This is a genomic window from Streptomyces sp. CNH287 (assembly GCF_000424825.1).
Genome location: NZ_AUKQ01000014.1, coordinates 95,560 through 116,132, shown reverse-complemented (window position 1 = coordinate 116,132; position 20,573 = coordinate 95,560). Strand labels below are relative to the sequence as shown.

Here is a 20,573-nt window from a genome sequence, read left to right as displayed (position 1 = left end):
CGCTGCGGCCATGCCGGAAGAAACCGCCGTGTACACGCACGGACACCACGACTCCGTACTGCGCTCGCACCGCTGGCGCACGGCCGCCAACTCCGCCGCCTACCTGCTGCCGGAACTGCGCGCCGGGCAGTCCGTCCTGGACGTCGGGTGCGGACCGGGCACCGTGACGGCCGACCTGGCCGCCGCCGTCGCCCCGGGCGGGCAGGTGACCGGTGCCGACGCGGCCGAGGAGATCCTCGGCCCGGCGCGCGCCCACGCCGCCGAACGCGGCCTGGACAACGTCCGGTTCACCGCCGCCGACGTGCACGCCCTCGACTTCCCCGACGACTCGTTCGACGTCGTCCACGCGCACCAGCTGCTCCAGCACGTCGGCGACCCGGTGCGCGCGCTCGGCGAGCTGCGCCGAGTCTGCCGCCCGGGCGGCGTCGTCGCGGTCCGGGACTCCGACTACGGCGCGATGACCTGGTACCCGCGCGTCCCCGCCCTCGACGACTGGCTGGACCTCTACCAGCGCGTCGCCCGCGCCAACGGCGGCGAACCCGACGCGGGCCGCCGGCTGCACGCGTGGGCACGCCGCGCGGGCTGCACCGGCGTCACCGCCACCACCGGCACCTGGTGCTTCCACTCCCCCGGGGAACGCGCCTGGTGGAGCGGCCTGTGGGCGGAGCGCACCGTCGCCTCCGCCTACGCCCGCCGCGCGGTCGCCTCAGGGCACGCCGACGAGGCGGCCCTGCACCGGATCGCGGACGGCTGGCGCGAGTGGGGCGCGCACGAGGACGGCTGGTTCTCCGTCCTGCACGGCGAACTCCTGATCCGCGTCACCTGATCCGGGCCGCCTGATCCGGTTCGGCGCCCCGTCAGGCGGTGCCCGGGGTGCCGACGAGGTGGGCGAGGACGAGCACACCGGCGTCCGCGCGGCCGGACGCGCGGGCGACCAGGCGCAGTTCGGGGCGCTCGGTCATCGCGTACACGTGCGCGCCGGGGAAGCGGGCGGTGCTGCCGTCGCCAGGCTGCCCGTAGCGCGTCACCGCGTCGGCCACGAAGCGCGTACGGCTGCCGTCCGCGCGCCACAGGTCGATCACCGCGCCCCGGCGCAGTCCGCCCAGCCCGGCCAGCGCGGCCCGGCCGGGGGCCGCGCCCGCCGCAGCGCCCGCGCCCCCGCCCGTGTCCAGCCGGCCGGCCAGCAGCGCGGGTCCGGGCTCCCCCGGCGACGGGCCGCCCCGGTACCAGGCCACCCGCCGCGCCCCGGCCCCGGCCGCCTCGGCCGCGCCCGGCCCGCCCCGTCCCTGCGGGCGCCCGGGGATGCCCGCCACCCGCACGTCCGTGTCCGTACGCGGGATGCGCAGCCGTACGGGGGCCGAGCGGGGCAGCGCGCCCGCCGCGTGCCCGGGATCTGCGGCGGTGTCCCGCGGGGCTGCTGCCGGGCTGGACCCCAGGCCCCGGGCCACGTTCGCGAGGCCGCCGCGCGCGTCGTCCGCCGCGCCGGACGCCTCCTCGCCCGGGGCCAGCCGGCACAGTAGGACGGTCAGCAGAACGGCACCGGCCAGCGCCGCGGCCTCCAGCCGGCGGCCGTGCAGGGCGAGGCGCTCGTGGCGGGTCGGCACCGGCTCAGCCCCGTCTCTGCCCGGAGCGGCGGCCCGCGCCGTCCCGCGCCGTACCGTGCGGTCCCGCGCCCCGCAGGCCGCGCGGCGTACGGGAGGAACCGCCGCGCACCGTGAGCACGTACCCCGCCAGCCCCGCCGTGGCCAAGCCCCCGCCGATGGCGAGCGCGGCGTTGTCGACCCCGCGGCCCTCCCGCTCCGGCGGGCGGCCGAGGCCGGTGTCCGCCGGACCGCCGACGGCGTGCACGAAGGAGGCGGTCAGCGACTCGGACCCGCTGCAAATGGCGGTGACGACGTAGCGCTCACCGGGCAGCAGCCCGGAACGTACGACGGCCCGCGCGACGGCCGTACCGTCGGAGCCGGACCGCAGCGGCGCGGGGGAGCGGAAGGCGGTCGAGAAGACCTGACCGTGCCCGCCGCCGCTCGCGCAGTCGGCGCGTACGGCCACGGGCTGTCCGGCGGCGGCCGAGGCGGGGGTGAGTGTCAGGCCCTCGCCCGGCGCCGAGCTGTCGTTCTGGGCCGCGGCCGGGACGGCGAGTCCGAGCACGACCGCCGCGGACGCGGCGAAGGCCGCGGCCAGGGAGCGGGCACGGCGGTGTCCGCCCGCGCGCGTCGGCGATGTCATGCCTCCATGCGAGCAGCACGCGCCACGCGCCGCACCAGCAGCGCCGCCTATCGGGTGGGCGGCTGCGCCGTCCGGGCGGGGGCGCGGCGGTGAGGGCGGGTCAGTCCGCGTGCCCGCCAAGGCCGGTGAGGCTGCCGAGACCCCCCAGGTCGCTGAGGTCACCGAGGTCGGCGACGCTGTCCACAGCGGCGGCAGCGGGCCCGGAGCCGGGCGCGCCGTTGCTGCGGCGGGCGCCGTTACTGCCGTTGCCGCTGCTGCTGCCGTTGGCGCCGTTGCCGCTCCCCGCCGCCGTGACGTTGTGCCGGAGGCGGTCGAGCAGGTGCTCCAGCGTGGCGATGTTCTCTTCCGTGAGCCCGCTGCGCAGCATCTGCTCGTGTGCGCGGGCGGCGACGGCGAGGCGGCGGAACAGCTCCTCGCCGCGCTCGGTCAGCGTGACCTGGTGCATGCGCCGGTTCGCCGGGTCGCGCTTGCGGGTGATCAGGCCGTCGGCCTCCATCGCGTTGAGATGGTGCGTGAGCGTCGCCCCGCGGATGCCCACCGCCGCGGCCAGTTCGCGCTGGCTGCCCAGGGACTGGGTACGCATCGAGATCATGATCAACCAGGTCGGCAGGGAACCGCCCTCCGCCACCAGCGCCTCGTCGAAGGTGCGGCTGACGGTCTTGGCCGTGTAGGAGAGCCGGAGGCCGACTGGGGGGCCGGGAGTGGGGGGCATGACAGAATTCTAGCATTGTTAGACATCGAATCGTTTGAAGTCTATCGATTGACGCGCTAACGTTGTCCTTGTCAGCACGGCCCTCGCGGCACGGCTGCACCCGACGATTGAGGGGGATCACGCATGGGCCGCACGGTGCAGGAGCTGAGCCAGGAGTGGGCCGCCGCCGAGCAGCGTGGCGACGCCGGCGCCGTGGCCGCCCTGCTGACGGACGACTTCACCGCCGTCGGACCGGCCGGGTTCGTGCTGACCAGGGAGCAGTGGCTCGCACGCTTCGAGTCGGGCGACCTCAAGTTCGAGAAGCTGTCCTGGGAGGACGTGCAGTTCCGGATTCACGGCGACACGGCCGTGGGCATCGGCATCCAGGACCAGCAGGGCACCTTCCAGGACCGCCGGGTGGACGGCCGCTTCCGCGGCACGCAGATCTACCACCGCCAGGACGGCGTCTGGAAGATCCTCGGCATGCAGCTCAGCCCCGTCCGGGGCCCCGGCTGATCGCACCACCGGGCGTACCGCCCAGATGAGCCACCGCCCCGGCCGTCTCCTCCCCCCGTGGGAGACGGCCGGGGCGGTCATCTGCGACCGGCCCCGGCGCGCCCCCGCGGGCGGCGGACCGCCGCGCACCTGCTTCCGCGCGCCAGCTTCTGCTTCCGCGCGCCTACTTCGTCTCCAGGTCCCGGCGCCGGAACCCTGCCAGGCCCAGCGCCACCAGCCCGGCCGCGAGCGCGGTGAGGACGAGCGCCGGGGTCCACTCCATGCTCTCCGCGGGCAGCTTGGCCACATGGCCGAACGGGGACAGGTTGTCCAGCCAGTCCGGGAAGTCCAGGATCTGCCCGAGGTAGCCGACCACGAAGCCGTACACCGGCACGAGCCAGGCGGCCACCGTGAGCCGGGGCACCCAGCCGAACAGCGTGATCGTGACCCCCGCCGTCACCCACAGCGCGGGGGCGTACGCGAGCGGCGCGAGGAGCAGGTCGAGGAAGAGGCCGCCGTCCCCGGTGGCCGCCGCCCCCGCGGCGCCGAAGCCGAGACCGGTCAGGGCCAGCACGGCCACCCCGCCCGTCATGGCGACGACGAGGTGTCCGCCGACCCAGCGGACCCGGGACAGGCCGGTCGCCAGCAGCGGCTCGGCGCGGCCCGCCGTCTCCTCCGACTGCGGGCGCAGCGTCGCCATCACCACGTACACCGCCGCCACGACCGCGATCACGATCATCACCGTCGAGGCGAACGACTCGGTGATGCTCGCGCCGCCGACCTTCTCCAGCGCCTCCCGCAGCTCGTCGATCTCCTCGGCCATCTCCTCCGCGTCGCCCAGGATCGAGCCGTACATGATCCCGAGCAGCAGCAGTCCGGCGGCAAACCCGGCCAGCGTGCCCCGGTGCAGCCGCAGCGCGAAGCCGACCGGGCGGGTCAGGGCGTCCGAGGCGACGGGGCTGCCCAGCCGGGTGGCGCGCAGGCTGCCGCCGACGTCGCGCAGGGTGCTGAGCCGGTACGCGGCGCCGGTGGCCAGGGCGGCCAGCGCGAGCGCGGGCAGCAGCGGCCACCAGCGGTCGTCCACGTACGGGTAGGTGCGCTGGACCCAGCCGATCGGGGAGAACCAGGAGAGCACGCCGCTGCCGACGTCGCCCGCGGCGCGCAGCGCGTAGGCGGCGCCGATCACCGCGAGCGCCAGGCCGGTGGCACCGCGCGGGTACTGGCTGATCTGCACCGTGATCGCGGCGACGGCGGCGAAGACCAGCCCGACGGCGACGTGCACGGCCCCGTACAGCAGCGAGCCGCCCCAGCCGACGCCCTCGGTGCCCTGCCCGCCCAGGCCGACGGCGAGCAGCAGGCCCAGTGCGAGGTTGGCGAGTACGGCGGTGGCGAGCGCGGCGGTCAGGTGCGCGTGCCGCCCGACGACGGTGGCGCGGACCAGCTCGGCACGGCCGGTCTCCTCCTCGGTACGGGTGTGCCGGGCGACGATCAGCACGCTCATCAGCCCGACCATGACGGCGACGAAGCCGAGCATCTGATGGCTCATCATCGAGCCGTAGTTGTAGTCGTCCAGATAGTGCCGCGGGCCCGTCATGGCCAGTCCGGCCGGGCTGTCGAGGGTCGAGGCGGCGGAGTCGCGGTCCGCCGCCTCCGGGTACTGGGACACGGAGCTGGAGAGCGTGCCGAGGGTGCTCAGGAAGAGCGCGCCGATCCAGACCGGGATGCGGACGCGGTCGCGGCGGAGGTTGAAGCGCAGCAGGGTCGCGGTCCCCGCGAGGGGGCGGCTGCCGGTGCGGGACGGGGCGGCGGGCTCGGTGGGCCTGGCGGCCCTGGTGGCGGCGGTCATCGCGGCGCGTCCGGTGTGGTCGGCGCTGCCGCCGGCGCCGGGCCGTCCGTCGCGTCCGCCCCGTGCCCGCCCAGTACGTCGCCGTAGTGGCGCAGCATCAGCTCCTCCAGCGTGGGCGGATGGCTGAGCAGGCTGCGTACGCCGCCCTCCAGGAGCTTGCGCACGGCGCCGTCCAGGTGCGCGCCGTCGACGGCGAAGCGGATGCGCCCGTCCTCCCGCCGTACGTCGTGCACGCCCGGGAGCGCCTCCAGTCCGACGACGGGCCGCTCGGTCTCCGCCTCGATCGCCGTACGGGTCAGGTGCCGCATCTCGCTCAGCGTGCCGGACTGGACGACCTTGCCGAGCCGCACGATGCTCACCCGGTCGCAGAGCTTCTCCACCTGGGCCAGGATGTGACTGGAGAGCAGCACGGTCTTCCCCGCCTCCCTGGCCTGGAGGATGACGTCCTGGAAGATCACCTCCATCAGCGGGTCGAGGCCCGCGGTGGGCTCGTCGAGCAGCAGCAGCTCCGCGTCCGAGGCGAGGGCGGCGACGATGGCCACCTTCTGCCGGTTGCCCTTGGAGTAGGTGCGGCCCTTCTTGGTGGGGTCGAGGTCGAAGCGCTCGATCAGCTCGTCGCGGCGCTTCCGCTCCAGGCCCCCACGCAGCCGTGAGAGCAGGTCGATGGCTTCGCCGCCGGTGAGGTTGGGCCAGAGTTCGACGTCGCCGGGCACGTAGGCGAGACGGCGGTGCAGTTCGACCGCGTCGTGCCAGGGGTCGCCGTCGAGGACCCTCGCCTGCCCCGAGTCGGCGCGCAGCAGACCGAGCAGGACACGGATGGTGGTGGACTTCCCGGCGCCGTTCGGCCCGAGGAACCCGTGCACCTCTCCCTTCTCGACGTGCAGGTCGAGGCCGTCGAGCGCGCGGGTCCTGCCGAAGGACTTGACGAGTCCGGCTATGGAGATCGCTGTGGTTGCCGTGGTCATGATTTCGAAACTACGCTAACTTCAGGAGTTTGTGAACTTAAGGAAACGTTAGGATTGGCAGGACGGTTTCAGCTGGGGAGATGCACGACAGTGGCCGACGAGCGGCAGGGACAGCACGCAGACAGCACGGGGAGCGAGCCGGCCGAGGCCGCCCCGCACCTCCCGCACGCCCCGGCGGGCAGCGCGGAGTACGCCCGGCGCGTCTCACCCTTCGTCGAACGCCTCGCCGCCGACCTCACCGAGGCGGGCATGCAGCGCATGGCCTCCCGCGTCTTCGCCTGCCTGCTCGCCTCCCGGCAGGGCGCGCTCAGCTCCGCCGAACTGGCCGAGCGGCTTCGGTGCAGCCCGGCCGCCATCTCCGGCGCCGTGCGCTACCTGGCGAACGTCCACTTGATCAGCCGGGAGCGCGAGCCGGGCTCCCGGCGCGAGCGGTACCGCCTGCACGAGGACATCTGGTACGAGACGTTCACCGTCCGGGACCAGCTGCTCAGCCACTGGACGGCCACCCTCCGGGCGGGCGCCGAGACGCTCGGCCTGGACACGCCGGAGGGCCGCCGGGTCCGCGAGACCGGCGAGTTCTTCGAGTTCCTCCAGACCGAGATGAACGGAATGCTGGAGCGTTGGCGCCAGCGCCGTGCGGAGCTGGGCGTCCAGAACGCCCAGCCGGCGCCGAACGCCTGAGCGCACCCGGCCCGCCCGGCCGGTCCGGGGCTCAGGCCAGCGTGGTGACGCAGAACGGATGCCCGGCCGGGTCCAGCAGGACCCGCCACCGCTCCGGGTCCGGCTGGGGTGAGGCCACGACGGCGCCCAGGGCCAGCAGCCTGGCCTGGGCCGCGTCCAGATCGTCGACGCCCAGTTCGAGATGGGCCTGCTTCTCCTGCTCCGTGCCGGGCCACCCGGGACGGCGGTAGCCGGGCAGCCGGTTGAAGCCCAGCCCGGCCGCGCCCTCCTGGCCGAGCAGGACGAAGTCCTCAGCGGCGTAGACGACGGGCAGGCCCAGGGCCTCCCCGTAGAAGCGGGCAAGCTCGGCCGGGTCCGGGCAGTCGAAGGTGACGGCCGCGTAGCGGATCGTCGGCAGAGCTGCGGGGGTGGATGCGGGTGTCGCTGCGGTTCCGGTGTTCATGCCGAGGACGCTATGACGGGACCAGGACAGTTCCGGTCCTGGTCGCCGTCCCGACGTTCTGCGGGAGAATGCGCAAGGTGATCAGCACCTCCGCCCGCCTGCTGCGCCTGGTCTCCCTGCTGTCCGCGCGCCCGTCCTGGACCTGCGGCGAGCTGGCCGGGCGGATGGAGGTCACCGAGCGCACCGTCCGGCGGGACATCGCCCGGCTGCGGGAGCTGGGCTACGGCGTGGAGTCCGACCCCGGACCGTGGGGCGGCTACCGCCTCGGCGGCGGCAGCCGGGTGCCGCCGCTGGTCCTGGACGACGAGGAGGCGCTCGCGGTGGCCGTCGCGCTGCGCGAAGCCGCGCTCAGCGGTGTCCTCGGCAGCGACCAGGCGGCGGTCTCGGCCCTGCTGAAGCTGCGGCAGGTCCTGCCGCCCCGGATCGCGCACCGGCTCGGCGAGATGGACGCCGCGTTCGTCCACACCCCCCGGCCCGAGGACCGGCAGATCACCTCCGGCATGCTGCTGGAACTGGCCACCGTCTGCCGTCGTGGCGAGCGCGCCCGGCTGTCCTACCGCGACCGGCACGGCAGCGACACCGACCGGGACGTGGACCCGTACCGCCTCGTGCACACGGGGCGCCGCTGGTACTTCGTCGCCCGGGACGCCGAGCGCGACGAGTGGCGCACCTTCCGCGCCGACCGGGTGGTGCGGGTGCACTCCACCGGGCGGCCGGTGGCACTCGCCGACCCGCCCGACCCGGCCCTCCTGGTCTCCCGCTCCATCGCCCGGGGCCCGTACGCGCTGTACGCGACCGCCCGCCTCCCGCTGCCGATGGACCAGGCGCTGCGGCTGGTCCCCCCGACCGTGGGCAGCCACCGCCCGGACGGCCCCGGCGCCACCGTCGTCGAGGTCGGCGGCCCCGACGCGGACGGCCTCGCCCGCTACCTGCTCAGCCTGGGCACGCCCCTGCGGGTCCTCGCGCCCGAGGCCGTACGCGAGGCGCTGCTGCGGCGCACCCGCGCGCTGTCCGAGGCCAACGGAGCCCACGTGGGCGGCGGGGCGGACGAAGGCTGAGCCCTCCTGCCCCGCCGCTCGCCGACCGCCGACCCCTGCACCGCCGCGCGGGGCCGCGTCAGCGCTGACCCGGCAGGGTCAGGCTCCAGGCCGACTCCAACGCCGTCCAGGTGCGGGCGCGCACCGGCCCGCCCACCACCGCGTCCGCGCGGTAGCGGAAGTCCGGCCCGGAGACGGTGACCGTACGGGCCCGCGCCCGCACCGGCGTGCTCGACGAGCGCTGCCGTACGACGACCTCCGCGAAGCCGCCGGCGCCCGGGGCGAGGGACACCTGCGTGACGGGCCGGTCCAGGTCGGCCAGGAGCGCGCCGTCCGCCTCCACCCGCAGGCGCTGCGGCCCGCCGCCCGCCGGACCGCCCCGGCCGCCGCCGGGTACGGCCAGCGCGGCGAGCAGCGGCAGCGGACGGGTCAGGGGGCCCGTCAGCGTCCGCACCAGCGAGCGGCAGCCGCGCAGGGGCGGTGCCCACCGGGAGGGGGTGGCACCGGGGCCGCCGGGGCCGCCGCCCCGCTCCCCGCCGTCCGGGCCGTGCGGACCGTACGGGCCGGGGACGTCCGGCCCGCCGCGCCCGGCCTCGGCTCCGTACCCGGGACCGCCGCGCGGCTCGCCCGCCCGGCCCGCCTCGCCGTCCGCCCCCTCCCGCCCGTCTGCCCACTCCCCACGCTCCTCCCGGTCGCGCTCCTCCCCCGCCGCCCAGGCCCCGCCCGCGCCGCCGCCGTCCGCGCCGCCGTCCGGCCCGTCCACCCCGGCGACGCCCGGCCGCCCGCGCTCCGGCCCGCCCTTCCGCCCGTACCCGCGCGCGCCGCGCCCCCCGCGACCGCCGCGCGCCCCGTCGTCACCCTGTGCACCGGCCGGGACCCGCAGGGCGCCCAGCACCACCCCGCCGCTGTCGTCCACCAGCAGGTCCATCGGGCAGTCCGTGCCGCTGAGCACCGCGCGCGAGGCGTCCACCGCCGTGGGCGGGACACCCAGCGCGCAGGCCAGCGCGATCGCCCCCGGCGGCCCCACGGGCACCACCGCCAGCGTGCATCCGGCCAGCTCCCGCTCCCGGTGCAGCAACTGGACCGTACGCAGCAGCGCCCGGTCGTCCCCCACCACCACGAGGCGTCTGCTGCCCCGGCGGGCGAGGACGCGGGCCGCGTCGGCACTCTCGTCGAGCAGGCAGACCTTCGTGCCCGGGGCTCCCGCGCACAGCACGTCACGCGCGATTCTCACGGACTCCCCGTCCGTCCGACGGGCAACGGGGTCGATGACCACGAGCAGGTCTGGAGCCGACACCTTGTTCCTCTCTCAGGACTGCGAATCTCCCCGGTTCCACCAGGGTCCCGTTACCCCAGACGCATCGCGGCAGAGGGTCTCCTGTTCGCACCCCGGCAAACAGTTCCGGTAATCTCTCGGTGCAAGAGCCCCTGTCGCTGTTGCGCCAGGGGCTTCAACTATCTGGGGCACCGGTTTCACGGATCTCGCGATGGCACAAGCGCCACGCACGTGGGACATGCCCCGCCCGGAAGGGGTGTACGCCTGTGCCCGCACTTGTGCTGCTCGGTGCTCAGTGGGGTGACGAGGGCAAGGGAAAGGCCACCGACCTGCTCGGCGGCTCGGTGGACTATGTGGTGCGCTACCAGGGCGGCAACAACGCCGGTCACACGGTCGTCGTCGGCGACCAGACGTACGCGCTGCATCTGCTCCCCTCCGGGATTCTCTCGCCGGGGTGCGTGCCGGTCATCGGCAACGGCGTCGTCGTCGACCCGTCGGTCCTGCTCTCCGAGCTGAGCGGACTGAACGCGCGCGGCATCGACACCTCCAAACTCCTGATCAGCGGGAACGCGCACCTGATCACGCCGTACCACGAGACCCTCGACAAGGTGACGGAACGCTTCCTCGGGAAGCGGAAGATCGGCACCACCGGGCGCGGCATCGGCCCGACGTACGCCGACAAGATCAACCGTGTCGGCATCCGGGTCCAGGACCTCTTCGACGAGTCGATCCTGCTCCAGAAGGTCGAGGCGGCGCTCGACTTCAAGAACCAGGTGCTGGCCAAGCTCTACAACCGCCGCGCGATCGCCCCGGAGGCGGTCGTCGAGGAACTCCTCGGGTACGCGGACCAGTTGCGCGGCTATGTCGCCGACACCACCTTGCTCCTGAACAACGCCGTCGACGACGGCAAGGTCGTCCTCTTCGAGGGTGGTCAGGGCACCCTGCTGGACGTGGACCACGGGACGTACCCGTTCGTCACCTCCTCCAACCCCACCGCGGGTGGGGCGTGTACCGGATCGGGCGTCGGGCCGACGAAGATCACGCGCGTGATCGGCATCCTCAAGGCGTACACCACCCGCGTCGGCGCGGGCCCCTTCCCGACCGAGCTGCTCGACGCGGACGGCGAGGCGCTGCGCCGCATCGGCGGCGAGCGCGGCGTCACCACCGGGCGCGACCGGCGCTGCGGCTGGTTCGACGCGGTGATCGCGCGGTACGCCACGCGCGTCAACGGGCTGACCGACTTCTTCCTCACCAAGCTGGACGTCCTCACCGGCTGGGAGCGCATCCCGGTCTGCGTGGCGTACGAGGTCGACGGCAGGCGCGTCGAGGAACTCCCCTACAGCCAGACCGACTTCCACCACGCGAAGCCGGTCTACGAGTACCTGCCGGGCTGGACCGAGGACATCACGAAGGCGAAGACCTTCGAGGACCTGCCGAAGAACGCGCAGGGGTACGTGAAGGCGCTGGAGGAGATGTCGGGCGCGCCGATCTCCGCGATCGGCGTCGGCCCGGGCCGCACGGAGACGATCCAGATCCGCTCCTTCCTCTAGCCCCGCGTCGGCCCACGCGGACCCCGCCCGGCCCGGCCACCGGGCGGGGCGGGGCGGGGCCGCGCACCCGCCGACACCGTCCCGGAAGGTGGCCGACGTGACGGCTCCGGACGACCGCACCCGGCGCGCCTTCGAGGAACTCGTCGTTCCCGAAGGCATGCGGGCGCAGCTGATCAGAGGCGAGATCCTGCTCACCCCCGGCTCTGACCGGGTTCACCACTTCATCGTCGAGTCCGTGATGGACCAGATCCCCCGTGACCAGTGGCATCGCATGCAGACACAGGACCTCGCGATCCCCGCGGAGTCGAGCGAACCGCAGCCGGACCTCGTCGTCTTCGAACGGGGTGCGGTGCAGGGGTCCGGGCGGCTGATCCCCGCTGCGGCGGTGACCCTGGTGGTCGAGGTGGTCTCCAGGACCAGCGTCGACCGCGGCTACAAGACGAAGCGCCAGGTGTACGCCTCGGGTGGCGTCCCCGCGTATCTGATCATCGACCCCCTGCGAGGCCAGTGCGTGCTACTCACCGAGCCCTCCGCGAGCAGCCGGGACTACCGGAACGAACGCACCAGCGCGTTCGGTGAGCCGGTCCCGGTGACCGAACTGGGCGTCACCCTGGAGACCGGCGAGTTCCAGACCCTGACCCCGTGAGCGCGCCCGCCGACCGGGACGCACGGACCTCGCCGTAGAGACGGCCCACGTCGGTACGGCGCTCCGCCGTCTCACGCTTGACGTCTCCCCACCGAACCGCGTTCATGCCCGCTCCCGTGCATCGAGGACCGACGGAGTTCAGCGGGTGATTCCTGGGAGACGCTGGGTATACTTTCAGGAGACACAGCAAGAGACGAAGCCAGAGCCCTCCGAAGGGCTGCCGGGAGTTCGGCCGGAACCAGGGAACTGGATCCCTCCACCCTTGAGGTGGTTGTGGCCCCCGGGAGTCCCTCAGAGGGCTTTCAGCTGTCATAAGCGCTGCCAGTCCGGCCACCAGGCACGATCCGTCACGAAGGACGGATCACCGATCACCTTCACGCCGTAGCCGAGCAAGGCTCCTGCCCTGGACCGCCGAAGCTGATGACGCACAAGGAGCAGGTTGCGGGCGCACTCGGTGTCAGACGGTTTGCCGCTCAGCGCCGCGTTGAGGAGACCGGCATGTATGTCGGCCAGTTGGATGCCGTCACGGTGAGTGCTCTGCCACGTCGGCGGCCATTTGATCAATGCCCATGGCACGTCGTATGTGGTGCCGTTGCCGTTCCGCACCCAGTCCAAGTGGCTTTCCGATGCCGAGTGATCCATGTGCTTGACGGCGCCGAGGCGCACGATCGCCAGCCGGCGCCCGCCCGGCCAGGCCCGAGCGGCGAGGGCGACACGCTCCAGCAGAAGGCGAACGGTGTAGTTGTAGAACACTTCCTTGCTCTGACGCATGCCTGAGTCCTCGCGCACTGTGTCCTTGTGGGCGAGGACGTGGATCACCGTGACGTCCTGCATCCGGGCCAGCGTCCGGGCGGCCCAGGTCCGTCGCTCAGGCCGCTTGGCCTTGAAGTGGTCCACCCAGTGAATGGGTTTGAGCGCATCCTGCGGGCTGCCGCTGTGAACGAGTGCCCGCAGACCTCCTGCCGCAACCTTGACCGCCCACTCCTCCTCTTGCGGAACCAGAAGGGCACTCATGGCGAAGAAGGGTGACTGCGCACGGGACTTGTCGCTGAATCCGCGATCCCCGGTCTCATCAACATAGACATGCAGCTTGGGCAGCGCTCCGACGCGAGCAGCCGTCTCGGGCCGTATCACGCCTACCGCCGGGCCGAGTTGAGTCGACCAGACGGCCGGGGAGGGCAGTTCTTCGCCACAGCGGGCCGACTCCTCTGGTTCTGCCCGCGCGGAAGGCGCGGTTGTCCTGCTCCGCTGCCGACCAGATTTGTCCGGGCACTTTGGGTGCTAAGACGGTACACCCAGTGCGATCACCGTATGGACTCCTCGCGGCCTGGCTCGCGGGTACCTTGGGCGCGGAACGGCCGGGGGACGGTGCCTCTGGCGGGTTACGGGACGGCGACCGTGCCCTGTGCTGCGGCGCACAGGGTCTCGACGCCCTGCTCGTCCACGGCCAGCAGGTCGCAGCGGCACACCACACGGGAGCGGCCCGCCCGCACCACCCGCGCGCGGGCGCGCAGCAGCACGCCCCACGCGGGGCGCAGGTAGTCGATGGTGAACCCGGCCGTCAGCAGCTGGGTGCCGGCCACCGTGCCGGCCGCGAAAGTCAGCGTGTTGTCCGCCGCGTAGGCGAGTACGCCGCCGTGCAGGTGGCCGTTCTGCTGGCGCAGGTCGTCGCGGATGTCCAGCTCCAGCGTCGCCTCGCCGTCGCCGAAGGCGACCAGCCGGGCGCCGAGCAGACCGCTGAAGGGCTGCGCCGCCAGCACCTGCCGCGCCAGCGCCAGATCCGGAACGTTCCGCACACCACACCTCGCTCCTCGCGCCGCGACGTGGCATTCACGATAGGCGCCCACGCCTCAGGACCATGACCGAGCCCTCCAAGGCCGCCACCATGGGGAAGGGAAACCGGTCCAGCTCAAGGCAGAGGGCCACGTCGTCAGGGTGGACTCCTTGGCGCACCCCCTGCGCCAGTTCGGCGGCGGCGCGCGACTCGGCAGCGCGGCGGAGGTACCCGGCGGCATCCGTCTCGGCCCCGGTGGCTCTCCGCGCGATGTACTGGGCGCACGCCAGGTCTTCGTCAGCCTGTCCGTCCTCGCCGGTGACCACGAACGTCACACTTTCGCTCGCGCGTGCCCGCAGGAACCCGGCCGTCGCCTCAGCCACGGCGAAGCTGGCGCACAGCACGAGCGACGCCTCCCTGACCGCGAGGGCGCCGACCGTCCCCGCCGTGGTCTTCTGCACGACGGTCCGTCCGCCGAGGTCGGCGGACCGCAGCAGGCCCGGCGAGTTGACCAGGTCGAACCCGGGCGCGGGCGGCCCGTCCTTGAGCGCCAGCCGGTCCGGGTGACGGGCCTTGAGCGCCAGCGCGTCGTCCAGCGACTCGGCGAGAACGATCTTCTCCGCCCCCCGGCCGAAGGCCCAGGCAGCCACGGTGAAGGCACGCATGACGTCGACGACGACCGCCACGGAGGGGGCCTCGTCCAGCTCAGGGATGCCGACGAAACGGGTGTCCATACCGACCATGATGGCCCACCGCCGAGGGCAGCTACGGAGCGCGCAAGTCCGTGCACACCGCGTTCGCTCCGGCGAAGGGAACCAGGATGGCACTGCACGAGTCGGGCCAAGACCCGGACAGCCGTGAGGGCGAGTCCCCGACGGTGTACGACGACGACCAGTCCGGGAACTGCGTACTCCAGGGTTGGATGCTCACCGACCCGGGCCGCCTCGCTCCGCTGGAGATCCCTTCTGGCTCTTCGGCGAGAAACTCGTCGTGTTTCACCGATTCGACCGCGCGGGCCCCCGCTGGCACGCCTTCGCGTGGACGGGGCAGGAGCGGCCCCCGGGCGCCGTGTGCCTCCAGGCGCAACGCCGTTGTCCCTCCAGGCGCATCTGGGCGCCGCATGGGGTGCGTGGGAGCGCGGGGCGGATGCGTACGTCGGGTACTACACGGCGGCGGCGCGTCATCTCCTCCGCGCGCTGCCGGTCTGTCCGCGCGCCGGGGAGTGGAGCCCTGGCGCGCCGGGCGCGCGGTGTGGCGGGGGTGACCCGCCCCTGCCGTCGCCGGGCGGGTGCGCGGTACATTGCCGGGCAGCGCGAGCGGGGGCAGCGGCAGGAGGTGACCCCATGACGTGCGAGAGGTGCGGCGGGCGGATGACCAGGACGCAGGACGGCTGGTACATCTGCTACCCATGCGGCACCAGCAAGCCGGCGCCGTGATCGCCTGCCCCCGGTGCGGGTCCGGACTCAACCCGCAGCCGTCCTCGTGGCACACCTGCTCCGCGCACGAGTGCGCGTACCAGATGCCCGAGGACGCGTGCCTGCTCTACGGCGAGATGCTGCGCCAGTTCGAGCACGACCCGGCCGCCTTCTTCGTCCGGGTACGCCAACTCCGGGACGAGCTGCGTGGGTTGGAGCCGGTCTGGCAGCGCGCCCGCTGAGGGCCGCCGAAGCGCGCGGTGTCTGGACCGGGCCCGCACGCCGCCGGACCCGCTCCCGAGGTCCTACGGCTTGCGTGCCACCGCGCCGTACGCGGCGACGTCCGGGGCGAGTTCGGGATCGCTCTCGGGGTGCCAGTACGTGACGCGGACGAGGCCGGGCTCGACGAGTTCGAGGCCCTCGTAGAAGGCGAGGAGCTGCTCGGGGGTGCGCAGGACGTAGGGGACGGCGCCGGAGTCGTTGTAGTCCTCCTGGGCCGCGCTGTTGACCGGGTTCTCGTCCACGCCGTCGCTGTGCGAAAGGTAGCTCCCCGGCGGGAGTCCGGCCATCAGTCTCCGGACGGTGTCGCGCGCCTGCGCGCCGTCGGCGACGTGGCCCAGCACGCCGTTGAGGATGAGGGCGACCGGCTGGGAGAGGTCGAGCGTCCGGCCGGCGCCGTCGAGGATGGCCTGGGGGTCATGGAGGTCGGCGCTGATGTAGTGGGTCGCGCCGTCGGGGTGGCTGGTCAGCAGGGCGTTGGCGTGTACGAGGACCAGCGGGTCGTTGTCCACGTAGACGACGTGGGAGGTGGGAGCGACGCGCTGGGCCACCTCGTGGGTGTTGTCGGCGGTGGGCAGCCCGGTGCCGACGTCGAGGAACTGGCGGATGCCGGCCTCGCCCGCCAGGTGGCGGATGGTGCGCGCGAGGAAGTGCCGGGTGGTGCGGGCGAGGTCCTCGATGCCGGGGAAGGCCGCCGTGTAGGCGTCACCCGCCGCGCGGTCCGCCTCGAAGTTGTCCTTGCCGCCCAGCCAGTAGTTCCAGATCCGGGCCGAGTGCGGGACGGAGGCGTCGATGCTGCCGGGCAGTCCGTCGGTGTGCGCGTCGGTCACGGTCGCTCCAGTCCTCAGGGCTCAGGGCTCGCCGACGGCCGTGCGCGGGCCCGTACGCGGAGCCCGCACGCGCGGGCGCGCGACGGGGGCGCACGCGGGTCGGTTGTGCCCACACCGTAACCGGCCGTGCTCGCCGGGCACCAGCCTTGACGCGCTCACTCCGCCACGGGAGCGCCCGGCTCTCAGAGGCTGCCGGGAGGGCCGGGAGGACCAGGCGTGCCGGGAGCCCCGATCGTCAGGTTCGAGAAGTCGCGGCCCTGCACGAACGATCCCCACGCCTCGCCGTTCATCGTGTTGTGCACGGCCCCGCGCCCGTCCGCCCCGTCCGCCGCCGCGGGCGGCGCCAGTTCGTCCAGCAGGGCGCGCAGCTCGGCCACCGCGCCGGGGTCGGCCGCCAGCACGCGGCGCAGCCTGGTCCGCCACTCGGCCTCGGCGTCCGCGAGGACCGGCTGGTCGCCGGAGGCCACGGCGTCGGCCAGCTCGGCCCGTACGACCTCCAGGTCGGCTTCGGCGGCGGTGCCCGCGTCGGCGTCGCCGCGGGAGAGGAAGCCGACGACGCGCGCCCGCGCGCTCGCCCAGGCGTCCGTGACCATCAGGCCGACCAGCGTCGCCGCCGCTGTCGACGTCAGTGCTGCCAGTTCCGGCTCCACCTTCGCCCTCCCCACTCCAGCCCGCTCCGGTGCTCAATGGTAGGCAAATCAGCACCACTTGGGCAGTACGCCTGGCCCGCACCCCGGTGGCTGCGGAGAGTCACGGACCCGCGCGGGCGCGGCCCGCGTGCGCGGGGCCCGCATCGGGGCGATCATCGGGGAATGGACATCACCGTGCGGCTCGCGCAGGAGCCGGAGGCGGACGAGCTGCTGGGGCGCGATCCGCTGGCGACGATGATCGGCATGCTGCTGGACCAGCAGGTGCCGATGGAGTGGGCGTTCACGGGGCCGTACACGATCGCGCGGCGCATGGGCCGGGACACCCTGGACGCGCGGGAGATCGCCGCGTACGCGCCGGAGGAGTTCGCCGCACTGCTCTCCGCGAAGCCCGCCGTGCACCGCTATCCGGGGTCGATGGCCAAGCGGGTGCAGCAGCTGTGCCAGTACCTGGTGGAGCACTACGCCGGGGACCCGCGCGCGGTGTGGCAGGACGCGGCCGACGGCGCCGACCTGGTGCGGCGGCTGCACGAGCTGCCCGGGTTCGGCGCGCAGAAGGCGCGGATCTTCACGGCGCTGCTGGGCAAGCAGTTCGGCGTACGGCCCGAGGGCTGGCGGGAGGCGGCCGGGCCGTACGGGGAGGCGGACGCGCACCGTTCGGTCGCCGACATCACCGGGCCGGAGTCGCTGGAGCGGGTGCGCGCCCACAAGCGCGAGGCCAAGCAGGCGGCGAAGACGGCGGCGGCGAAGACGGGCGGGAAGACGGGCGGGAAGACGGGCGGCAAGGCGAGCGGCAAGCGCTGACGGCCGTACGGGCGCCGGGCCACGGCGGGAGGCCCACGGGCACGACGCGGCGGCCCCGCGCCCCTGGCCTCCGGCCCGCACATCCGCGACCCGCCACCCGCGACCCGCCACCGCCCCCGCTGATCCATCGGGGCGGGCGGGACAGCACTCAGGCGGTGCCGGGCACCTGGATGATCTGGAGGTAGTTGCCGACCGGGTCCACCACGGTGGAGAAGATCCAGCCTTCGCCCACCTCCTCGACCGGCCGCGCCCAGGTCACCCCGAGGGTGTTCAGATGCTCCTCGGCCGCCCGGATGTCGCGCACGGTGAGGTTGACCAGATGCCTGCCGGGCTCGGCGGACTGGTCCGCGACGTCATCACGGCGGTCGAAGCCGATGATCGCCCCCGGCCCGATGACCAGCAGGTGCTCCTCCCAGCGGGCACCCAGCGGCTCCAGCGCGGCGCGGTACCACGCGATGAGCCGCTCGGGGTCCGTGCTGCCGAGGATGACGCCGAATCCGGTGATGTTGCTCGGGGCTGCCATGGGGTGTGCCTCCTCGTTGCGTGTCCGTGCGCCAGATACGCGCCTGCACGTCTTGACCGCCGGCGGCGAAGGAAATCATCGGTCCCGCATCGCCGGGACCCCGCACAGCCCGCACATCACCCCCCGGAGGGGCCGGGCCAGGATGGCGGTATGAGGAATCCTCGAAGAAGAGCCGAGATATTCGCCTCGCCGGAAGACGACGCCAGGTTCAGCCGTCCGGCCAACGGGGACGAGCGCGGGCTGCTCGTCGACTTCCTGAGCGACCAGCGCGCGACGCTGCGGCTCAAGTGCTCAGGTCTGGAGGCGGAGTTGTCGCAGCGCTCCGTGGCCCCCTCCACGCTCTCGCTGCTCGGCCTGCTGCGCCATCTCGCCGACGTGGAACGCCGCTGGTTCCGGCGGGTGCTGGGCGGGCTGGACGCGCCACTGCTCTTCTCCTCGGCCACGGACCCCGACGGCGACTTCACCGGGGCGGTGCCGGACCCGGCCGTCGTCGCCGAGGCCTGGGAGGCATGGCACGCGGAGGTGGCGTTCGCGGAACGGTTCGTGACCGAGGCGCCGAACCTGGACGTCGAGGGGGTCGACGCGTGGCGGGGGACCGTGTCGCTGCGTTGGGTGCTGGTCCACATGGTCGAGGAGTACGGGCGGCACAACGGCCACGCCGACCTGCTCCGCGAGCGGATCGACGGCGCGCGGGGCCTGTGACGTCGGGGCCTGCCACGTCGCGGAGCCGGTGCCGCGCCGCGCCGTGCCGTGCCGTGCCGCGCCGTGCCGTGCCCGGCCGACCGTCGGCGGGTCGGCCGGGCACGCGGGGACGTCGGCCGCTACGGCCGCTGCCCCGCCTCGTCCACGATCGCGCGCTCCAGGATCGCGCTGCTGCCGATCGGGTCCCCCTTCTTCACCCCGCCCTCCCAGTCCTGGAGCGAGACGACGCGCTCGCCCCGGTACTCCTTGGTCTTCTTGTCGAAGATCAGCTCCGTGCGTTCGCCGTGGCTCTCCAGCACGACGGCGACGCCGTGCCGGCCCGCCGCGTCCACGACGTCCCGGTCCACCTCGACGCCGGGAATCCGGCCCGCGGCGCGGAAGAGCGCGGCGCCGACCTCGGGCGGCAGCAGCGACTCGGCCGCCAGGTCACCCACGAGGGTGAAGGTGGCCTGGTCCTCGCTCTGTCCGCCCTGGCTCTCCCGGTGCAGCCACTCGAGCATCTTCCCGGGGTCGGTCGGCAGTGCCTGGAGGCGCCGGTAGGTGGCGGAGGGGTCCTCGCCCGAATCCTCGGCCTCCAGCTTCGTCCTGCCGTTCGCGTTGTCCTCGATCAGCAGGCCGTCGCGGGTGCCGTCCACCGAAAGCCACACCTCGCGCAGGTGGATGGGCTCCAGCTTGGTCTTCCCGCCGTTCACGCCCTGGATGTACCCGGTCTTGCTCCTGACGTAGACGAATTGGTCGTCCTCGATGCCGTCCGGCAGGCTCTGGTGCTCGCTGGCGAGCGCCGCGTCCTCCAGCAGCTCGACCGCCGCCGCGGACGCGGACGGTGTCGTCTCGTCGCCCGTCAGCTGGACCACGGTGAGCGCGACGGCCAGCACGGTGGCCATGCCCCCCGCGGTCAGCAGGGGCCGCCGCCACACCGGGCGGTGCGCCGCGGGCGCCGCCGACGGCGCCTCCCCGCGCACCTCGGCAAGCAGGTGCTCGCGGAGCAACTGGTGTCGTCCGGACGGCAGTTCCTTCTCCGGCATCTCCAGCAGTTCGGGCGCCTTCAGCAGCTCCGGCACCTCGGCGGTTTCGAAGGGCTGCGAACGTTCCGGTCTCGTGGTCATCGGGTTCCTTCCTCGAGCGTCCTGGCCGAGAGCGCTCGGCCACCCTTCATCTGTCCGCCGCCGCCCGGCCGTTCCAGCGCCGCCGACAGCTGCTTGCGGGCCCGCGACAGCCGGGAGCGCACCGTGCCGACGGGGATGCCGAGGGCGTTGGCCGCCCCCGCGTAGTCGAGCCCCGCCCAGGCGCAGAGCGACAGCACCTCGCGCTCCTTGCGTCCCAACGTGCTCAGCACCTGCCGTACGACGGCGAGTTCCGCCGCGTCGTCGAGGCGCGCCGCGACGTCGTCGGCGAAGTCGCGTTCCACCCGCGCGGGCGGCAGGCGGGCGACGGCGTCCGCGTGTCTTCGGGTGGCCCGGCGGGTGTTGCGTGCGACGTTCGTGGCCACGCCGAGCAGCCACGGCCGTACGGAGCCGCCTTCGGGTTCGACACGGGTGCGCAGCCGCCACGCCTCCAGGAAGGTCAGCGACACGATGTCCTCGGCCGCCGACCAGTCGCCGGTCAGCCGGAAGGCGTGGTTGTAGACGGAGCGCGCGTACGTGTCGAAGAGCGTCCCGAAGGCATCCGGGTCACCGGCTCGCAACCGGCTTCTCAGTTCTGCCTGATTCGTCTTCACGCCCTCTTGTCTGTCCGTGGGTGCCGG

The 20,573-nt window shown here is 73.6% G+C and carries 24 protein-coding genes; 9 read left to right on the top strand and 15 right to left on the bottom strand.

What is annotated here, in order from left to right; all coding sequences use genetic code 11:
* Nucleotides 1–10 precede the first annotated feature (10 nt).
* Nucleotides 11–826, top strand: a complete 816-nt coding sequence (locus H299_RS0115625) for a methyltransferase domain-containing protein (protein ID WP_027749162.1) — start codon at nucleotides 11–13, stop codon at nucleotides 824–826.
* 31 nt (nucleotides 827–857) lie between these two features.
* On the opposite strand, the gene H299_RS37600 is transcribed toward H299_RS0115625, so the two are convergent.
* The 3 genes from H299_RS37600 to H299_RS34430 all read right to left on the bottom strand — a co-directional run bounded on the left by H299_RS37600 (nucleotide 858) and on the right by H299_RS34430 (nucleotide 2,938).
* The gene (locus H299_RS37600; RefSeq protein ID WP_027749161.1) at nucleotides 858–1,604 is read right to left on the bottom strand and encodes a hypothetical protein; all 747 of its coding nucleotides are present in this window, start codon (nucleotides 1,602–1,604) and stop codon (nucleotides 858–860) included.
* Between the two features lie 4 nt (nucleotides 1,605–1,608).
* A complete protein-coding gene (locus H299_RS0115615) occupies nucleotides 1,609–2,226 on the bottom strand; it encodes a hypothetical protein (protein WP_027749160.1) in 618 nt (205 codons plus the stop codon).
* 100 nt (nucleotides 2,227–2,326) lie between these two features.
* Nucleotides 2,327–2,938 (bottom strand): MarR family winged helix-turn-helix transcriptional regulator, encoded by a 612-nt coding sequence (locus H299_RS34430; RefSeq protein ID WP_078512771.1) that lies wholly within the window; start codon nucleotides 2,936–2,938, stop codon nucleotides 2,327–2,329.
* Between the two features lie 123 nt (nucleotides 2,939–3,061).
* Between H299_RS34430 and H299_RS0115605 the strand changes: the two genes are divergently transcribed.
* Nucleotides 3,062–3,433: a nuclear transport factor 2 family protein gene (locus H299_RS0115605; RefSeq protein WP_027749159.1), complete on the top strand. Its 372-nt coding sequence runs from the start codon at nucleotides 3,062–3,064 to the stop codon at nucleotides 3,431–3,433.
* Between the two features lie 163 nt (nucleotides 3,434–3,596).
* On the opposite strand, the gene H299_RS0115600 is transcribed toward H299_RS0115605, so the two are convergent.
* Nucleotides 3,597–5,258 (bottom strand): ABC transporter permease, encoded by a 1,662-nt coding sequence (locus H299_RS0115600; protein ID WP_027749158.1) that lies wholly within the window; start codon nucleotides 5,256–5,258, stop codon nucleotides 3,597–3,599.
* Nucleotides 5,255–6,223: an ABC transporter ATP-binding protein gene (locus H299_RS0115595; protein ID WP_037759196.1), complete on the bottom strand. Its 969-nt coding sequence runs from the start codon at nucleotides 6,221–6,223 to the stop codon at nucleotides 5,255–5,257. Before H299_RS0115595 ends, H299_RS0115600 begins: the two co-directional genes overlap by 4 nt.
* Before the next feature lie 90 nt (nucleotides 6,224–6,313).
* Here H299_RS0115595 and H299_RS34425 point away from each other — a divergent pair, with 90 nt between their 5' ends.
* Nucleotides 6,314–6,904 (top strand): GbsR/MarR family transcriptional regulator, encoded by a 591-nt coding sequence (locus H299_RS34425; RefSeq protein WP_486587290.1) that lies wholly within the window; start codon nucleotides 6,314–6,316, stop codon nucleotides 6,902–6,904.
* 31 nt (nucleotides 6,905–6,935) lie between these two features.
* On the opposite strand, the gene H299_RS0115585 is transcribed toward H299_RS34425, so the two are convergent.
* A complete protein-coding gene (locus tag H299_RS0115585) occupies nucleotides 6,936–7,346 on the bottom strand; it encodes a VOC family protein (RefSeq protein ID WP_051262515.1) in 411 nt (136 codons plus the stop codon).
* Nucleotides 7,347–7,423: 77 nt separating this feature from the next.
* Between H299_RS0115585 and H299_RS0115580 the strand changes: the two genes are divergently transcribed.
* Entirely contained in the window at nucleotides 7,424–8,404 is a 981-nt protein-coding gene (locus H299_RS0115580) for a helix-turn-helix transcriptional regulator (protein ID WP_027749155.1), read from the top strand.
* A 58-nt stretch (nucleotides 8,405–8,462) separates the two neighbouring features.
* Here the strand turns inward: H299_RS0115580 and H299_RS0115575 are convergent, their stop codons facing one another.
* The gene (locus tag H299_RS0115575) at nucleotides 8,463–9,617 is read right to left on the bottom strand and encodes a hypothetical protein (protein WP_486587289.1); all 1,155 of its coding nucleotides are present in this window, start codon (nucleotides 9,615–9,617) and stop codon (nucleotides 8,463–8,465) included.
* A gap of 308 nt (nucleotides 9,618–9,925) precedes the next feature.
* On the opposite strand from H299_RS0115575, the gene H299_RS0115570 reads away from it, so the two are divergent.
* Nucleotides 9,926–11,209: an adenylosuccinate synthase gene (locus H299_RS0115570; RefSeq protein ID WP_027749153.1), complete on the top strand. Its 1,284-nt coding sequence runs from the start codon at nucleotides 9,926–9,928 to the stop codon at nucleotides 11,207–11,209.
* Nucleotides 11,210–11,306: 97 nt separating this feature from the next.
* Nucleotides 11,307–11,855 (top strand): Uma2 family endonuclease, encoded by a 549-nt coding sequence (locus H299_RS0115565; protein ID WP_027749152.1) that lies wholly within the window; start codon nucleotides 11,307–11,309, stop codon nucleotides 11,853–11,855.
* 309 nt (nucleotides 11,856–12,164) lie between these two features.
* On the opposite strand, the gene H299_RS37595 is transcribed toward H299_RS0115565, so the two are convergent.
* From H299_RS37595 to H299_RS0115550, 3 genes are all read right to left on the bottom strand, one after another.
* A complete protein-coding gene (locus H299_RS37595) occupies nucleotides 12,165–12,989 on the bottom strand; it encodes a DUF3800 domain-containing protein (protein ID WP_051262514.1) in 825 nt (274 codons plus the stop codon).
* 248 nt (nucleotides 12,990–13,237) lie between these two features.
* Nucleotides 13,238–13,651: a PaaI family thioesterase gene (locus tag H299_RS0115555; RefSeq protein WP_027749151.1), complete on the bottom strand. Its 414-nt coding sequence runs from the start codon at nucleotides 13,649–13,651 to the stop codon at nucleotides 13,238–13,240.
* Between the two features lie 34 nt (nucleotides 13,652–13,685).
* Nucleotides 13,686–14,363 (bottom strand): 2-phosphosulfolactate phosphatase, encoded by a 678-nt coding sequence (locus tag H299_RS0115550; protein ID WP_486587288.1) that lies wholly within the window; start codon nucleotides 14,361–14,363, stop codon nucleotides 13,686–13,688.
* Nucleotides 14,364–15,037: 674 nt separating this feature from the next.
* Between H299_RS0115550 and H299_RS0115545 the strand changes: the two genes are divergently transcribed.
* On the top strand, nucleotides 15,038–15,286 hold the full coding sequence (locus tag H299_RS0115545; protein WP_027749149.1) for a hypothetical protein: 249 nt from the start codon (nucleotides 15,038–15,040) through the stop codon (nucleotides 15,284–15,286).
* A 63-nt stretch (nucleotides 15,287–15,349) separates the two neighbouring features.
* Here H299_RS0115545 and H299_RS0115540 read toward each other — a convergent pair whose 3' ends face one another.
* Both H299_RS0115540 and H299_RS0115535 read right to left on the bottom strand, forming a co-directional pair.
* Nucleotides 15,350–16,153, bottom strand: coding sequence for an SAM-dependent methyltransferase (locus tag H299_RS0115540; RefSeq protein ID WP_037759192.1), 804 nt, complete (start codon nucleotides 16,151–16,153; stop codon nucleotides 15,350–15,352).
* Between the two features lie 182 nt (nucleotides 16,154–16,335).
* A complete protein-coding gene (locus tag H299_RS0115535; RefSeq protein WP_037759190.1) occupies nucleotides 16,336–16,803 on the bottom strand; it encodes a hypothetical protein in 468 nt (155 codons plus the stop codon).
* A 162-nt stretch (nucleotides 16,804–16,965) separates the two neighbouring features.
* Here H299_RS0115535 and H299_RS34415 point away from each other — a divergent pair, with 162 nt between their 5' ends.
* Complete coding sequence (locus H299_RS34415) at nucleotides 16,966–17,604, top strand: HhH-GPD-type base excision DNA repair protein (protein WP_037759188.1); 639 nt, start codon at nucleotides 16,966–16,968, stop codon at nucleotides 17,602–17,604.
* Nucleotides 17,605–17,752: 148 nt separating this feature from the next.
* On the opposite strand, the gene H299_RS0115525 is transcribed toward H299_RS34415, so the two are convergent.
* A complete protein-coding gene (locus tag H299_RS0115525; RefSeq protein WP_027749146.1) occupies nucleotides 17,753–18,127 on the bottom strand; it encodes a VOC family protein in 375 nt (124 codons plus the stop codon).
* A gap of 150 nt (nucleotides 18,128–18,277) precedes the next feature.
* Here H299_RS0115525 and H299_RS0115520 point away from each other — a divergent pair, with 150 nt between their 5' ends.
* Nucleotides 18,278–18,829, top strand: coding sequence for a DinB family protein (locus tag H299_RS0115520; RefSeq protein ID WP_027749145.1), 552 nt, complete (start codon nucleotides 18,278–18,280; stop codon nucleotides 18,827–18,829).
* 119 nt (nucleotides 18,830–18,948) lie between these two features.
* Here H299_RS0115520 and H299_RS0115515 read toward each other — a convergent pair whose 3' ends face one another.
* Nucleotides 18,949–19,935, bottom strand: coding sequence for a CU044_5270 family protein (locus H299_RS0115515; RefSeq protein ID WP_051262513.1), 987 nt, complete (start codon nucleotides 19,933–19,935; stop codon nucleotides 18,949–18,951).
* The gene (locus H299_RS0115510) at nucleotides 19,932–20,546 is read right to left on the bottom strand and encodes an RNA polymerase sigma factor (protein WP_486587287.1); all 615 of its coding nucleotides are present in this window, start codon (nucleotides 20,544–20,546) and stop codon (nucleotides 19,932–19,934) included. The genes H299_RS0115515 and H299_RS0115510 overlap by 4 nt, the downstream gene beginning before the upstream one ends.
* Nucleotides 20,547–20,573 lie beyond the last annotated feature (27 nt).